The 14,475-nt window shown below is 47.6% G+C and carries 13 protein-coding genes; 8 read left to right on the top strand and 5 right to left on the bottom strand.

What is annotated here, in order from left to right; translation table 11 throughout:
• Positions 1 to 71: 71 nt before the first annotated feature.
• The 4 genes from sgrR (at position 72) to ACMHKJ_RS07250 (ending at position 5,660) form a co-directional block, all read left to right on the top strand.
• Positions 72 to 1,736, top strand: coding sequence for an HTH-type transcriptional regulator SgrR (sgrR, locus tag ACMHKJ_RS07265; protein WP_413492792.1), 1,665 nt, complete (start codon positions 72 to 74; stop codon positions 1,734 to 1,736).
• 577 nt (positions 1,737 to 2,313) lie between these two features.
• A complete protein-coding gene (gene mutH, locus ACMHKJ_RS07260) occupies positions 2,314 to 3,000 on the top strand; it encodes a DNA mismatch repair endonuclease MutH (protein ID WP_413493311.1) in 687 nt (228 codons plus the stop codon).
• Between the two features lie 225 nt (positions 3,001 to 3,225).
• Positions 3,226 to 4,476, top strand: coding sequence for a bifunctional glucose-1-phosphatase/inositol phosphatase (gene agp / locus ACMHKJ_RS07255; protein ID WP_413492791.1), 1,251 nt, complete (start codon positions 3,226 to 3,228; stop codon positions 4,474 to 4,476).
• Positions 4,477 to 4,766: 290 nt separating this feature from the next.
• A complete protein-coding gene (locus tag ACMHKJ_RS07250; RefSeq protein ID WP_413492790.1) occupies positions 4,767 to 5,660 on the top strand; it encodes a RodZ family helix-turn-helix domain-containing protein in 894 nt (297 codons plus the stop codon).
• Between the two features lie 61 nt (positions 5,661 to 5,721).
• Here ACMHKJ_RS07250 and ACMHKJ_RS07245 read toward each other — a convergent pair whose 3' ends face one another.
• On the bottom strand, positions 5,722 to 6,084 hold the full coding sequence (locus ACMHKJ_RS07245) for a DUF6122 family protein (RefSeq protein WP_413492789.1): 363 nt from the start codon (positions 6,082 to 6,084) through the stop codon (positions 5,722 to 5,724).
• Positions 6,085 to 6,262: 178 nt separating this feature from the next.
• The gene (locus ACMHKJ_RS07240; RefSeq protein WP_413492788.1) at positions 6,263 to 6,745 is read right to left on the bottom strand and encodes a glutathione peroxidase; all 483 of its coding nucleotides are present in this window, start codon (positions 6,743 to 6,745) and stop codon (positions 6,263 to 6,265) included.
• Between the two features lie 1,083 nt (positions 6,746 to 7,828).
• On the opposite strand from ACMHKJ_RS07240, the gene ACMHKJ_RS07235 reads away from it, so the two are divergent.
• The gene (locus ACMHKJ_RS07235; RefSeq protein ID WP_413492787.1) at positions 7,829 to 8,287 is read left to right on the top strand and encodes a tetratricopeptide repeat protein; all 459 of its coding nucleotides are present in this window, start codon (positions 7,829 to 7,831) and stop codon (positions 8,285 to 8,287) included.
• A gap of 142 nt (positions 8,288 to 8,429) precedes the next feature.
• On the opposite strand, the gene ACMHKJ_RS07230 is transcribed toward ACMHKJ_RS07235, so the two are convergent.
• Together ACMHKJ_RS07230 and ACMHKJ_RS07225 are read right to left on the bottom strand one after the other, a co-directional pair.
• Complete coding sequence (locus tag ACMHKJ_RS07230) at positions 8,430 to 8,978, bottom strand: GNAT family N-acetyltransferase (RefSeq protein WP_413492786.1); 549 nt, start codon at positions 8,976 to 8,978, stop codon at positions 8,430 to 8,432.
• A gap of 155 nt (positions 8,979 to 9,133) precedes the next feature.
• The gene (locus tag ACMHKJ_RS07225; RefSeq protein WP_413492785.1) at positions 9,134 to 9,628 is read right to left on the bottom strand and encodes a YbaK/EbsC family protein; all 495 of its coding nucleotides are present in this window, start codon (positions 9,626 to 9,628) and stop codon (positions 9,134 to 9,136) included.
• Positions 9,629 to 9,727: 99 nt separating this feature from the next.
• Between ACMHKJ_RS07225 and ACMHKJ_RS07220 the strand changes: the two genes are divergently transcribed.
• The 3 genes from ACMHKJ_RS07220 to ACMHKJ_RS07210 all read left to right on the top strand — a co-directional run bounded on the left by ACMHKJ_RS07220 (position 9,728) and on the right by ACMHKJ_RS07210 (position 13,173).
• Complete coding sequence (locus ACMHKJ_RS07220) at positions 9,728 to 11,155, top strand: aminotransferase-like domain-containing protein (protein WP_413492784.1); 1,428 nt, start codon at positions 9,728 to 9,730, stop codon at positions 11,153 to 11,155.
• A 283-nt stretch (positions 11,156 to 11,438) separates the two neighbouring features.
• Positions 11,439 to 12,311, top strand: a complete 873-nt coding sequence (locus ACMHKJ_RS07215; protein ID WP_413492783.1) for a pirin family protein — start codon at positions 11,439 to 11,441, stop codon at positions 12,309 to 12,311.
• Positions 12,312 to 12,489: 178 nt separating this feature from the next.
• Positions 12,490 to 13,173 carry a phosphoribosyltransferase gene (locus tag ACMHKJ_RS07210; protein ID WP_413492782.1) on the top strand — a complete coding sequence of 228 codons (684 nt, stop codon included), beginning with the start codon at positions 12,490 to 12,492 and terminating at the stop codon, positions 13,171 to 13,173.
• A 206-nt stretch (positions 13,174 to 13,379) separates the two neighbouring features.
• On the opposite strand, the gene ACMHKJ_RS07205 is transcribed toward ACMHKJ_RS07210, so the two are convergent.
• Positions 13,380 to 14,321, bottom strand: coding sequence for a LysR substrate-binding domain-containing protein (locus ACMHKJ_RS07205; RefSeq protein WP_413492781.1), 942 nt, complete (start codon positions 14,319 to 14,321; stop codon positions 13,380 to 13,382).
• Positions 14,322 to 14,475 lie beyond the last annotated feature (154 nt).

Below are 14,475 nucleotides of genomic sequence, written 5' to 3'. Positions count from 1 at the left end.
TAATGATAAGGAGTATGGATCTAATATAAGGAAATATAAATGGATGAAAAAATCACCGGAGTTCCCCTTTTATGAGCACACCCCGCCTGCAACATCAATTCATCCGCCTGTGGCAGCACCATCAGGGACAAAGTACTGATATCACCCTTCAGGAACTTGCCGCGATCCTGCACTGCTCACGCCGCCATGTCCGCTCACTGCTCAATAATATGCAGAGCGCAGGCTGGCTTCACTGGCAGGCGGAAGCAGGACGGGGTAAGCGCTCACATCTCAGCTTTCTGCAAAGTGGTCGTGAATTACAGCACGCCCGCGCCGAACTGTTGATTGAACAGGATAATATCGAAAAACTGGTTGAGATGGTCAATGATAAAGATGCCATGCGCCAAATGGTGCTGTCCCAGCTGGAGCGCAGCTTCCGGCAGGGAAAAAGTCTGCTGCGCATTATCTATTACCGGCCATTTTATAATTTACTGCCCGGTTCTCCGCTGCGCCGCTCGGAAGTGCATCTGCTCAGCCAGATTTTTAATGGTCTGACTGCAATAAATGAGGAAAACGGGGAAGTTATTCCTGCGCTGGCGCATCACTGGCAACAAACCGGCGATAAACAATGGCGTTTCTGGCTGCGCCCCGCGATCTTTTTCCACCACGGGCGGGAATTGCAGATGGTGGATATTATCTCCTCCTTTGAACGCCTGCGTGACCGGCATCCGCTTTTCAGTCATATCCGCACTGTCCGCTCAGATAGCCCTCATATCATTGATATCACGCTGAGTGATGAAGATCAGTGGTTTCCGGTACTCACCGGCAGCCCGCATGCGGCGATCCTGCCGCATGAATGGCAGGAACTGCCGGATTTTGCCCGCCATCCGGTTGGTACAGGACCCTATCAGGTCGTCTGTAACAATGACCGGAAACTGACTATCCGCGCCTTTGACCATTATTATGGCTACCGCGCGCTGCTGGATGAAGTGTCTGTCATCGTCGTACCGGAACTGGAAGAGAAAATGATCTGCACCACGCTGCACATCGGCAACGACAGAACGCAGAGCGATTCCCTCGACAGCCGCATGGAAGAAGGCTGTTACTTTCTCCTTCATGACAAACGTTCAGAGAAAGGAAAACGGGAAGATATCCGCTGCTGGCTCAACAGCCTGATGACGCCCGTCAATCTGCTGTATCATTGCGACCCGCTCTATCAGCGCCACTGGCGACCCGCATACGGTCTGCTGCTGCGCTGGCATCACAGCAAACTGATCGCACCCTGTGAAAAGCCGGCGGATCTCACCGAACTGACACTGACCTATTATCATGACCACCATGAATACCATGCTATCGGCAAGTTATTACAGAAACTGCTGGCTGAGCACGGTGTCACTCTGCACATTGTTATCACCGATTATGACACCTGGTTTCACGGTAACAGCGACAGTGATTTCTGGCTTGCCACCGCAAACTTCTATAAACCGCTGGAATTTTCCATCTTTGCCACCCTGTATGAACTTCCTCTGCTGCACCGCTGTCTGGCAGACGATTTTCGCACGCCGCTGAAACACTGGCGTCAGAACACGCTGTCACTGGCACAGTGGTGCGAACAGATGGTGGATGAACAGATGCTTTACCCGTTGTTCCATCACTGGCTGGAATTGCAGGGGCAACGCAGTATGCGCGGTGTCAAAATGAATACCTTCGGCTGGTTTGATTTTAAATCTGCCTGGTTTATCCCGCCGGAGAGTTAATTCACAGAAAAAGGCAAAGTTATAAACACCCATCAACAAAAAAATGGCTTTTATTCACGTTTTCTGTGGATATAGTTGTGAAGAACGCAAGGGTAATGGGGGTATAGTTTTTATTCCCCCTCTGTTGATAAAAACTCACCACACAATCAATTTATTAAAAATCAACAAGATAATGACAAAAAGAAAGAGAATTATCTGAATTATTCACCCATGGTGATCTTCACAGACTCACGCAGAACAAAAAGTAACCACCATCATAGTTATCCACAGATTGTGGCTTATCAGTAAGCAAAAGTGCATCTCAGACGCGAAGAAGAGCGGAAGTCAAGGCTGTAAATCAAACCAGTAGTACAGTGCTTTATCACTTATCCCATAAAGCTGTGGATAACCTAGTGTGTGATCCTGTACATTGTTTGAAGATGCCCGTGTACAACCTGCCATATCTATTCTGCACACACCGGCAAAAAATTAAAATTAATAGATATATATCAATAAATTAGATAACATTTATTTTTCATTCATATCCATGTATTATTTTACCGGATACCACTGTTCAAATTTTAAGCAGCCATAAATGATGACACACACCTTTCAGCCACCGTTACCCCCTGACAGCGAAGCCGCGCTGCTTTCCCGTGCGCAATCCCTTGCGGGCGCAGCCTTTGGTGAGCTTGCCGCTATCGCAGGAATACCGGTTCCGCCGGATTTGCGTCGTGATAAAGGCTGGGTCGGGATGCTGCTGGAGTACTGGCTGGGCGCGGAAGCGGGCAGTAAAGCGGAGCAGGATTTTACCCGCATAGGCGTGGAGCTGAAAACCATTCCTGTTGACGGACACGGCACGCCGCTGGAAACCACCTTTGTCTGTGTTGCACCGCTGACCGGCAACAGCGGCGTTACCTGGGCACAGTGCCATGTGCGCCATAAGCTGTCCCGCGTCTTGTGGGTACCGGTGGAAGGTTCACGTGATATTCCTCTGGCACAGCGCCGGGTCGGCTCACCGCTGCTCTGGTCACCATCAGAAGAGGAAGAACGCCTGTTACAGTCGGACTGGGAAGAACTGATGGATATGATAGTACTGGGGAAAGTGGAACAGATCACCGCCCGTCACGGACAAGTAATGCAAATCCGTCCGAAAGCCGCAAACAGCCGGGCGCTGACCGACGCCATTGGTCCGCAGGGTCAGCCGATACAAACGCTGCCCCGGGGATTTTATCTGAAGAAAAACTTTACCGCGCCACTTCTTAAACGCTATTTTCAGTGTTAAACACAGGCAATCGGTATATACCCAACGTCATTCAGGATGCAGGCAGGCAGCAAGGGAAGATAGACGGGGAGCATATACATCAGTATGTGACCCGGCGGGCTGAGTTCAGCCAACGAACCTGCAGTTTGAATGAATAAGAGTATATTTGGGAGATTCAGCGCAGTAAATAGTATCAATTTCATCCATTATTGCTGGTTCACTAATCATTCTTCAGGAGTGTTACGGATGAAACAGACGTTACTGACTATGTCCCTTGCTGCCGCGTTACTGACGCCCGCCCTTCCCGCTTTCGCCGATACCTCAGCAGATACAATGACACTGGAACAGGTGCTGGTGATGAGCCGCCATAACCTGCGCACCCCGATTGTAAACACCGGGATCCTGACTGAAATCACGGATAAAACCTGGCCTGCATGGGATGCACAGAGCGGCTACCTGACCACCAAAGGGGGGGCACTGGAAGTCTATATGGGGCACTATTTCCGTGAATGGCTGGATGAGAACAAATTACTACCGGATACCCTGTGCCCGACAGATGCGAAAACACTAAGTGTGTACGCCAACAGTCTGCAACGCACTATCGCCACAGCCCAGTTCTTTACCGCCGGGGCATTCCCGGGATGCGCTGTCACCGTTAAGCACCAGCCTGAAATCGGCACAATGGACCCGGTATTTAACCCGATCATCACCAATGACAGCGCTGAATTTAAAATCACAGCGCTGGCTGCAATGGAAGAACATTATAAAAGTCAGGATCTGACCCCCGGCTATAATGCGCTGAATACCCTGCTCAATATTAAAAATTCAGAGCAGTGCAAAACAAATAAACTCTGCTCCCTGGCGGACGGTAAAAACAGCTTTATTATTGAAGCAGGTAAAGAGCCGGGTGTTAAAGGGCCGCTGAAAATGGCTAACTCCGCCGTAGATGCTATCGATTTACAATATTATGAAGGTTTCCCGGCGAATGATGTTGCCTGGGGTGAAATAACCACGCCGGAGCAATGGAAAAAACTGAATACCCTGAAAAACGGTTATCAGGAGAGCTTATTTACCCCGCGAATTATTGCAAAAAATGTCGCTCACCCGTTACTGAGCTATATTAATCAGCACTTTGCCGCTGCAACGCCGGAAAATGAAGCGAAATTTACCTTCCTTGCCGGACATGACTCCAATATTGCCTCACTTATCTCTGCTCTGGAATTTAAACCGTATCAGTTACCGGAACAATATGAGCACACGCCAATCGGCGGAAAACTGGTTTTCCAGCGCTGGACAGATAAACAAGATAATAAATCCTACGTTAAAATTAACTATATTTATCAGTCATCTGACCAACTGCGTAATACCAGTTACCTTTCCTTAAAAACACCACCTAAAAACGTCACACTGGAACTGAAAAATTGCCCGGTTGATAAAAATGGTTATTGCGGGTGGGAAACGTTCCAAAAAGTGATGAATGATTCACTGACACAATAAGCATTTTATTTTCATAAAAAACCCGGCAAGTTCTTACCGGGTTTTTTATTATTATTCCTGTCACGCTTCGGATAACACTGATAGATATCGATTCAGTAAGCCGTTAATATTCTATGGGCTAAAAATCATGTCCGTCATTACCTCAATAACACCGGGCTGAAGACAGGAATATTATAAATACGATGAAATACTTAAAAGCATTACCGGCGCCCCTAGTTATCATAGCGCTCGCCTTAATAAGTTCAGGTTGCAGCAAAAAAAACTATGATATTAAACCCGGTGAGAAAATTATGTATCCCTCCGGTGACGGCGTATTATTAGGTGCCTGTGAAAAATGGTCGCTGAAAGACGATCAAATAAGAAAAGCCATCTCCCTGAGCAAACCTTATGAAGCGCTGCCTTACGGTGAATACAGTCAGACACCGTGTAATATGAGCGGCACCGTGACCATCAACGGAAAAACCTGGGATTATCTGCTTAACGGCGGCGGGATTATCACATTAAGCATCGACGGCATGGTTCGTTACCGCGGTTGTGACACTGATGCCTGTAAGCCCTATCTGCTGCTGCCTTACCGCGGAAAATCCTTTGCCGTCAAAGATACTGACAGCCTGGTCACAGAAGAAGAAAGCACCGACCGCAAGCAGGGCAAACTGCTCAGTCGACAGAATATCGCGCATAAACAGACCGATCCTGCTATGGCTTCCGGTTCACCGAACGATGGCACCCTACTCAATGAAAACGGTCCGCTGTTAACCGGCAAAGAAGTGAGTGCAGAACAGCCGCAACGCCAGCCGGTAGATGGTCAGATGCGTAAACCGGAGACTCAGGCAGTACCGGCACAAAACAGCGCTAACGGACAGAAAGCCCCGTTAGGACGGCGTACCGCACCGCAAAATGCACCGGTTTATACTGATATGCAGAAAGCACCGGCTGACAGCGGGCGTATTCCGTCAGCACAAAAACCGGCAAATAACGGTCGTGTTCCCTCTGTGCCGTCAGATGTGTCCTCCGGCAAAAATCCATCCATGCCATCCGTCGATATCGGAAAACCCACTATTTCTGCACCGGAAGTCGGTATTTCTGTTCCGGTAACATCAGCGCCGAGTATTGATGTCAAAGCGCCGTCAGTCAGTCTGCCTGGTGCTGATATTTCGGTTCCGGTACTGAATAATCCGTTCTGATTATTTCATAGCGTATAAAAACGCTCTGCCCTCTTATTGTCATCAATAAAAGGGCAGATTTCTATGATAAACCCGCAAACCCCGCGCCCTGCTTCAGAGTTCCCAGATAACAATCCATTCCGTCTGTGAATAAATGGAATAAACAACCCACCGCCACCGCGCGGAGTTTCCACGACGGCATCACCAGCAGAAATAAATAGACCGCCGCTGCCCATACAGTATGAAGCGGATGAAAACCCACACTGCATCTGTCGGGGTCAAAAACCGGGTCGGCCAGCAAATGATCCGCATCCATAATCATGGTTGCTATCATAATGCACGCAGCTGCTTTCCAGTGCTGTCGCCAGAACAACCGGGCGAATAAAACCGGCACCAGAAAATGAAAACCGTAATGCAGGATATTCCTGAATATCTCAAATACCACGATAACCCCGTTTATACCCTTATTTGTATTAACTCAGACCTGAATTGACAGGTTTCACAGGCAGAACATAACTAAACCTGAGAGGCTGGTCTGAGTGAAGAACGGAAGTTACCCTCCCACGGACAATGATTTTTTTCGAAAGCACACTACAATTAAATGGCTGGAATTACCGAAACACTTAAATTTCAAGAGCAGCCAGAATTGCAGCTTCCATTTTCTCCGGGGTTGTGAACGGTGCAAAACGCTTGAGCGGTTCACCGTCACGTCCGATCAGGAACTTAGTAAAATTCCACTTGATCCGCCCACCCGGCAGACCAGGCAGCTCGTTTTTCAGATAACGAAATACCGGGTGTGCTGATATTCCGTTAACTTCTACTTTCCCGAACATCGGAAAGCTCACACCGTAGTTAATGTAGCAGGTCTGCGCGATTTCCTCAGCGCCGCCCGGTTCTTGTTTCCCGAACTGATTGCAGGGGAAACCAAGCACCACAAAGCCCTGAGCTGCGTATTTCTTGTAGAGTGCTTCAAGACTGCCGTATTGTGGCGTAAAGCCACAATGACTGGCTGTATTAACGACCAGAACCACCTTACCAGAGTAGTCAGCCATAGATATGAGCTGCCCGCCAAGACTTGTCGCTGTCAATTGATGAAAGGTGGTCATATCAGAATCCTCAAAGCAGAACCCGTCGACATTGATATTGCAACGCAGTACGTTGTTGTCGGGTCATGGGCGTGGAAAGCCAATCCGGTCCCTGATTGCATAGTAGGTCTAAAATCGTGTGCGGGTTATCTTTGCAAATTCTAAAGAAAAAAACAACAAACAGGCAAGCTTTAAGCTACCTCCCGTTGATCGAAATATTATGATATTAGCCCTATGTGTGTTTTAGTACGAAACTAAACATTTTGTCATCAGCAGACTGATAGAGCCTGCGGCAGGATCAGCGGCCCGGAACAGTTTGAAAACCAATACCTCATTTAGGGCAGTGTCTATATTTGGTGGTCAGAATCATTTCGGCTCTGTGCCTTCCGGAGTACCACAAAAAAATCCTTCATATTTTCAATATCGCAATGCCTGCCGTAAGGCGTGAACTTGTTTCACATCGGGGAAACATGATTTAGAGTGAGTTTTATATATAACCGTTCACATATAACTTTATGGTGAAATTATTTTTATCCGCAGTATGAAAATATAGAAACCATACATTTTGACGTGGAATTAACATAAACATAATATAAATACCCTGTTCTTGTCCTGTTCTTAATATGTCTCTTTCTTGTCTCCACCCCAACGTTTTTGTCTCCTTTTTGTCTCCATATAAAAAGTAAAACATCAAATTAAAATAATACAGGCACGTTGGCGTTGTATACACTTCGTCATCGCCTTGTATATTTATGCTATGTTTAATTATTTGCCTTAATAACCTCAACTCTGCGGGTTATTAAAATAAAAAACTATTATCTTCGTTTTATCCGGTTATTAAAATCGTCGATTATCACAAAACAAGCTTGCACCTTTTAACTATTTCAAGGTGGATTTTGAAGTCTATTTTGATGATATTAAAATAGAATCAGAACGATAAAGAAACCGTTGTAAACCATTTGGGTGTTTGATAGTGTAATCGTGTTTTAAAATCGTTTTGAGGAGCGTTTATGCGGATGAACAAATTATTTTCACTAACTTGCCCGCCCGTTCAACATAAAAATAAATTAGCCAAATTTATTATTTATATGGATTAATTAAAAAATGAAAAAATTATTAATGTTATTTTTTTTGTTTTCACCGGCATACGCTGGTTCTGTTGATTGCAAAGATAAGGATATAGCATTGTGTCAGAAAGCTACAAATGGCGATGCTATTGCGCAACTTAAGCTCGGGGATTTGTATGTCGATGCTAAGTTGGATTATGCTGATAAGGATTATAATAAGGCTAAATACTGGTATGATCTTTCTGCCAATCAGGGGAATGCAGATGCACAACTTAATCTCGGAATACTGTATACCTCAGGGATTCTCGGGAGCGTGGATAATGACCAGGCCAGAAAATACTGGGAAATGGCGGCAAAGCAAAATAATGCTGTGGCGCAATATAATCTCGGACAGTTGTATTTTGAAGGAAGAGGGATTAAGCAGGATAATGCTTTAGCTAAAGATTTCTTTGAAAAATCATGTAAGAACGGTTTTCCCCTCGGTTGTGATAGATAAAAACAATAAACAGTCTGATGATCCCGGCCACCGGTAGCGAACGCATGGTTAAGTGAGTAAATTCTCAATCAAAGGTGACTCATCAGCCACAGATACAAAAAAACCCGCCAAAAGCGGGTTTAGTGCATTGATTTCCGGCAGATCAGCGTGTTTCACACACCAGCCAGTAATAATGGTTATTATTGAACTCAAATTCATCCAGCACCGTCAGCCCCAGTTTCCGGGTGTGTGCCGCATAAGAGCGCGGGTTTACTTTATTAATAAATGTCACCAGGATATCAAAACGCAACGACATTTTTTCCAGTGCAAAGGCAAATAAACCTTCCAGAACACCTTTTCCGCGCACTGCTGTATCAATACAGACCGGGCCGTACTGATAGGAATTCTCCATGCTGAGAGTCTGTCCTGCGAACGAATGATCACCGAGTTTATCAATCATGTGAGCAAATAACGGCCAGGGTGACCAGAACTGCCAGGATGCCGCCATCACAAACGCCACGACATTACCGTCCTGTTTGGCGATGAACAAACCCTGCTCATTTTCAATTAAATCAGCCATTTGTTCATCACTCATCTGTGTGGTAACAAATCCGTCCGGTTTATCTTCCTCACTGATCGTCGTCAGATGATAACGTGTCAGTAATGCTTTAACCTGATCCATATCCGCCAATGTGGCGATACAATATTCCATCTCTATTCTCCGCTTTTTTATTTTATACCCTTATTCATTCAAACTACAGGTTCGTTGGCTGCACTCAGCCCGCCGGGTCACATACTTGTGTATGCTCCCCGGCGGTCGGAGCTTGCCGCCTTCCTGTATCTTGAATGACGTTGGGTATATATTATTTATTCACCGTCGGGTGAAACCGCAATATCCGCAATGCGATCAGCCCCGATCACACTGAAATAATCTTCTGCAGCCAGAGACATTGAGCGTACCAGTTCCCCGGCATTGAAATACACCCGTCCGGCACCGGTCAGGCGTTTATCGACATACAGTATCAGCGCGTCACTGAAACTGAACGGCGGCACAGCCCCCATCTGACACCCGGTCAGCGCCTGCGCTTTCTCCGGTGACGCAAAGGATGATTTTTTGCCGCCCGCCAGCCTGGCGACATTTTTGAAATTGACTTTACAGTCTCCCGGCACAATCGCCAGCACATAAACCGGATCCTGAGAAGAAATCGTCACTTCCAGCACCATAGCCTTGGCGGCCTGGCTCAGTTTATTTCCCCGGATGGCACTTATCGCCTCTGAGCGCCCTTCCTTCGGATGCTCAATCACCTCAAAAGGAACCTGATGCGAATGTAATAAATTCACGATTTTGTCAAATGTTGTCATATATACCTCACAGTAAGCCGGATAACTCCTTGATTCATAATTTACTCTCAGCATACTCTTACTGATACACACAGAACCCTGAAGAATGAGGCAGAACAGATGGCGTCCCTTCCCCGCTACCGACAGATAACAGAACAGATAAAACGGGCGGTTCAGGAAGGTGTTCTGCCGCCTGATACCCGGCTGCCGTCTGTCAGAACACTGGCAACACAGCACAATGTCAGCCTGACCACCGCCCTGAAAGCCCTGCGCACACTGGAGGATGAACACGTCGCGGTTGCCAGGCCGAAGTCCGGTTTTTTTGTCGCGCCAATTCTGCCCCTGTCACGCGAACCGGTAAAATCAGAGATACAGCCTGCTGATTTTGCACCGCTCGATGAACAGACAGAACTGCATATGTCGATGGTCGGTGAAGCCTGCCGTGTCCCGCTGGATCTGGCGAACGGCAGGCGGGAGCTGTATCCGGTGAGAAAATTGAGCCAGATTATGCGCCAGCTCAGCTACAGCAAGCCCTTTTTGCTTGGCGATTGTGTAAAAGGAACCGGTTACCCGCCGCTGAAAGAGGAAATAGCCCGGCGTGCAGTCAGTTACGGCTGCAACATTACCCCTGATACTCTGCTTATCACCAACGGCTGTATTGAGGCGCTCTCCCTCGCGCTGCGCGCAACCCTTGAGCCCGGGGATGCTGTCGCCGTGGAGTCTCCCTGCTATTTTGTCCTGCTCCAGATGCTGCGCAATCTCGATCTCCGGCTGACCGAAGTGGACGCCTGCCCGCAAGGGTATGTGGATTGTGACAAACTCACCGCACTGTTCCGCAGCAAAGCGGTAAAAGCATTTGTCACCCTGGCGAATGTGAATAATCCGCTGGGCAAAACGATCCCTGATGAAATCAAAGCCGACATCACCAGGCAGGCAGATGAAAACGGTATTATCATCATTGAGGATGATACTTTCGGTGATGCGGCATTTGGTGAGCAGCGACCGTTTCCGATGCGGGCATTCAGCCGCAATGTGATCCTGTGCAGCGGATTTTCCAAAACCATCGCGCCCGGCGTGCGGATAGGCTGGGTTCACAGCCTGCACTACATGCGGAAAATCACCTCGCTGAAATACACTTCATCAATGGGATCTCAGGTTCTGCCGCAGGCCGCTATCAGCGAACTACTGAGCAACGGCGGCTATGATGCGCACCTGCGCCGTCTGCGTCGTGAACTGGCAGTACAGATACAAAAAATCCGCAACCTTGTTCTGCGGACGTTTCCGCCGGGAACGACGGTAACAACGCCGGAAGGCGGCTATGTTCTGTGGGTGACAATGCCGGAAGGCAGCCTGAATGTCCGGACCCTGTTTCTCAATGCGCGGGCAGAAGGAATTGGTATTGCACCCGGTCATATTTTTGCGACGGACAGCCGCTACGACCGCTGTTTCCGGCTAAATGCAGGGTTCGGCTGCGATACTGAAGTGGAAACTGCCATCATGCAGCTCGCACAGTGGTGCCGGGGATCGTTACCAAACGGAGATGGATAAACACTGTTCTGTTTGTGCAACAGTGAAACCCGGATACGCGACTACTCACTCATGATTTATACCCTTATTATTTATACCCTTATTCATTCAAACTGCAGGTTCGTTGGCTGCACTCAGACAGCCGGGTCACATACTTGTGTATGCTCCCCGTCTGCCTTCCCTTGCCGCCTGCCTGCATCCTGAATGACGTTGGGTATATACCCTTATCCATTCAAGCTGCCGGTTTGTTGGCTGCATCCTGAATGACGTCGGGTATAGCGAAATAATTATGAGGAGATAAATCATGAGAAACATTATCGGTACATACCGTGCTCCGAAAGGGCATTGGGTCGGAGACGGTTTTCCTGTCAGCCAGATGTTTTCCTACAGTAACCACGGGAAACACCTGAATCCGTTTTTACTGCTCGACCGCGCGGGACCTGCGGATTTCCCGCCTTCACAAGGTGCAAACCGCGGCGTTGGCGAGCACCCGCACAGAGGTTTTGAAACCGTCACTATTGTCTATGACGGCGGCGTGGCACATCACGATTCGACCGGGAAAGGCGGCGTGATAGGTCCCGGTGATGTGCAGTGGATGACGGCCGCGTCCGGGATACTGCATCAGGAATACCATTCTGATCGTTTTATGCAGGAAGGCGGAACACTGGATATGGTGCAGTTGTGGGTAAATCTGCCTGCGGCGGCAAAATCATCTGCGCCCGGGTATCAATTACTGGAAAACAGCACGATCCCGACTGTCAATCTGCCGAATGATGCGGGGACTCTGCGGGTGATAGCCGGTGATTACGCCGGACAGCACGGACCGGCGCGAACCTTTACCGAAATGGATGCGTGGGATCTGCGCCTGCGTGCCGGGAAAACGCTTGGACTGGTTGCCAAAGCAAACCGCAACGCCGGACTTATTGTTCTGCACGGCAGCATTTATGTCGACAGCCACGCCCCGCTGAATGCCGGTGAACTGATGATCCTGGATGGGACAGACACAACTATTGTGCTCGACGCCACGGAAGATGCAGTCGTGTTGTTCCTCAGCGGTGAGCCGATTGATGAGCCGGTTGTCGGCTACGGACCGTTCGTGATGAACAGCGAACAGGAAATCCGCGATGCCGTTGATGATTTTAATAACGGCAGTTTCGGGAAAATACCTGCTGCATAATACAAATGAGGCAAATAGCCGGTTTATTCTACTCAATCAATGAGGCGAATAGACTGGTTATTTGCCTCATCTCCGGTAAAACCATACCTGCATCCCGGCAGAACTATACCCGTTTACGTTGCATATACATAAAATATGATAGCCTATAAACTCAATAATATCACAGGGATGATATACATTGGGAATCGATATTTCAGCAGAAAGGGAGATCAGATTTAATGCGGATCATGAACGCAGAATAATCACAGCAGTCAGGAAAAATCCCAAAATAACCATAATTGGTACTCATCCGGGAATAACCGTTTACAGTATTTACCAAAGAACTAAATTCGGTGATACCGATCGTGATGGTAATCCGCTGATTTACTCATTAAAAGGTATCAATAACTACACCATTACAAATAAAGAATTTTATAAATTTAAATCTTCATTCATCATTATTCTGAATAAAATTAAACAAACAATACCAGATTTAAATTATTTTTTAATTGCTATGCCATCATCGTCCGCAGTTTTAGTACAGTTTACTAAAAAAATCGCCCGCCGGTTTGGTATTCTCATGTATACAAACTGTTTTATAAAACAAACGGTAAGTGAAGTTATTACGCACTATCACACCTATGCACCAGATGTAAAACCCACTCATAGAAAAGCAATACACCGGACATTATCTGAATTACAGAGATTACCGGTAAATACTATTTTTTCAATAAAACGGGTTCCGAATAAGATAAGACATTATTTTTCTCCCCGGAAATTAAACCCTGACTTTAATTATAACCAACTTAATAATTCAGAAATTATTTTAGTTGATGATTTACTTTCAACCGGCACAACTCTCATCGCCGCCGCCGGGGAGTAAGATATGGTCGGGCAGAGCAGTATTTTTGTTCAGGAGCCGGTATACGCCCCCGGCTCTGAAAATATGAAGTATTTTGTCAGAGATACGGGTTCGTACAGGCACCGTGATGATGGTCCGGACTATAAGAGCAAAGTAATCATCAGGAGAATGGCAGCGACATTCCCCCAACAGACAAGTTGTAAAAATCCCTGATCTCAAAAGTCACTTTATTGTGACTTTTTTATTGGTTCGCACTCACCCGAAAACGGCGCCGTCTGCGGGATCCGTTCTGCCAGATAATTGAGCAGCGCCTGAACGGCGGGTAACAGCCCTTTGCGTGACGGGAAAACGGCGTGAATGATATCTTCCGGGAAATGCCGGTCAGGCAATACCCGAAGCAATTTACCGGCAGCCAGGTCACTGATAACCACACCTTCGGGCAACCGGGCAATTCCCAACCCTTTCAGGGCGGCGCGGTGCAGTGTCATTACATCCGTTGTGGCAAGCCGTGCGGTCAAATGCTTAGTGACACTGCCGCCTGCTTTATCGATCAGTGTCAGAGGATAATTGTGTTTCTGCTCGCTGTTGGCGAGGATCGGAAAACCGGCCAGTTCATCGGGATGCACAGGGGCTGCTTTACCGGCAAACAACAGCGGAGATGCCACCAGCACACGGCGTGAATAGCCGAGCACTTTCATAGTCAGCCCTGAATCATCCAGCGGTAATGCGCGCACCCGCAGCGCGAGGTCAAACCCTTCGCTTATTACATCCACCGGACGGTTAACCGCCAGGATTTGTATATCAATATCCGGATAAAGAACCATAAAATCGGTCAGTAAATCATGGACATAAACCTGTAACAAAGCCACCGGACAGGCTATTTTCAGACTGCCGCGCGGATGACTCTGTGCCGAGCAGATAATCTCCTGCGCAATCTCCGCTTCATCAACCACATTTTTGCATTGCTGATAAAATAACTGACCAATTTCAGTCACATGAAATTGTCGCGTGGAGCGATAAATCAATGAAATATTGAGTTTTTGCTCCAAATCGGCAATCCGGCGGCTCAATTTGGATTTCGGGATCCCCAGCGCCAGCCCGGCTTGTGAGAAGCCACCGTGCTCCACCACTTTCACATAATAATAAAGGTCGTTCAGATCGTATTTCATCCTGCTCCGCCGTATTGCCTGTTTGTCACTCAGTATATACCCAACACTATTCAGAATGCAGGCAGGCGGCAAGGGAAGATAGACGGGGAACATACATCAGTATATGACCCGGCTGGCTGAGAGAAGCCAACGAACCTGTAGTTTGAATGAATAA

Origin of the sequence: Morganella psychrotolerans, from assembly GCF_965118875.1 — a bacterium.
In the GTDB taxonomy this organism is placed as follows: domain Bacteria; phylum Pseudomonadota; class Gammaproteobacteria; order Enterobacterales; family Enterobacteriaceae; genus Morganella; species Morganella psychrotolerans_C.
The sequence above is the reverse complement of the archived record's forward strand: the minus strand, read 5'-3'. Positions and strand labels throughout refer to the sequence as shown.

What these genes read in the sequence shown, in the direction of transcription:
- sgrR (WP_413492792.1), top strand. Translation starts at nt 72, where the DNA reads ATGAGCACACCCCGCCTGCAACATCAATTCATCCGCCTGTGGCAGCAC.
- mutH (WP_413493311.1), top strand. Translation starts at nt 2,314, where the DNA reads ATGACACACACCTTTCAGCCACCGTTACCCCCTGACAGCGAAGCCGCG.
- agp (WP_413492791.1), top strand. Translation starts at nt 3,226, where the DNA reads ATGAAACAGACGTTACTGACTATGTCCCTTGCTGCCGCGTTACTGACG.
- ACMHKJ_RS07250 (WP_413492790.1), top strand. Translation starts at nt 4,767, where the DNA reads ATGTATCCCTCCGGTGACGGCGTATTATTAGGTGCCTGTGAAAAATGG.
- ACMHKJ_RS07240 (WP_413492788.1), bottom strand. Translation starts at nt 6,745, where the DNA reads ATGACCACCTTTCATCAATTGACAGCGACAAGTCTTGGCGGGCAGCTC.
- ACMHKJ_RS07235 (WP_413492787.1), top strand. Translation starts at nt 7,829, where the DNA reads ATGAAAAAATTATTAATGTTATTTTTTTTGTTTTCACCGGCATACGCT.
- ACMHKJ_RS07230 (WP_413492786.1), bottom strand. Translation starts at nt 8,978, where the DNA reads ATGGAATATTGTATCGCCACATTGGCGGATATGGATCAGGTTAAAGCA.
- ACMHKJ_RS07225 (WP_413492785.1), bottom strand. Translation starts at nt 9,628, where the DNA reads ATGACAACATTTGACAAAATCGTGAATTTATTACATTCGCATCAGGTT.
- ACMHKJ_RS07220 (WP_413492784.1), top strand. Translation starts at nt 9,728, where the DNA reads ATGGCGTCCCTTCCCCGCTACCGACAGATAACAGAACAGATAAAACGG.
- ACMHKJ_RS07215 (WP_413492783.1), top strand. Translation starts at nt 11,439, where the DNA reads ATGAGAAACATTATCGGTACATACCGTGCTCCGAAAGGGCATTGGGTC.
- ACMHKJ_RS07205 (WP_413492781.1), bottom strand. Translation starts at nt 14,321, where the DNA reads ATGAAATACGATCTGAACGACCTTTATTATTATGTGAAAGTGGTGGAG.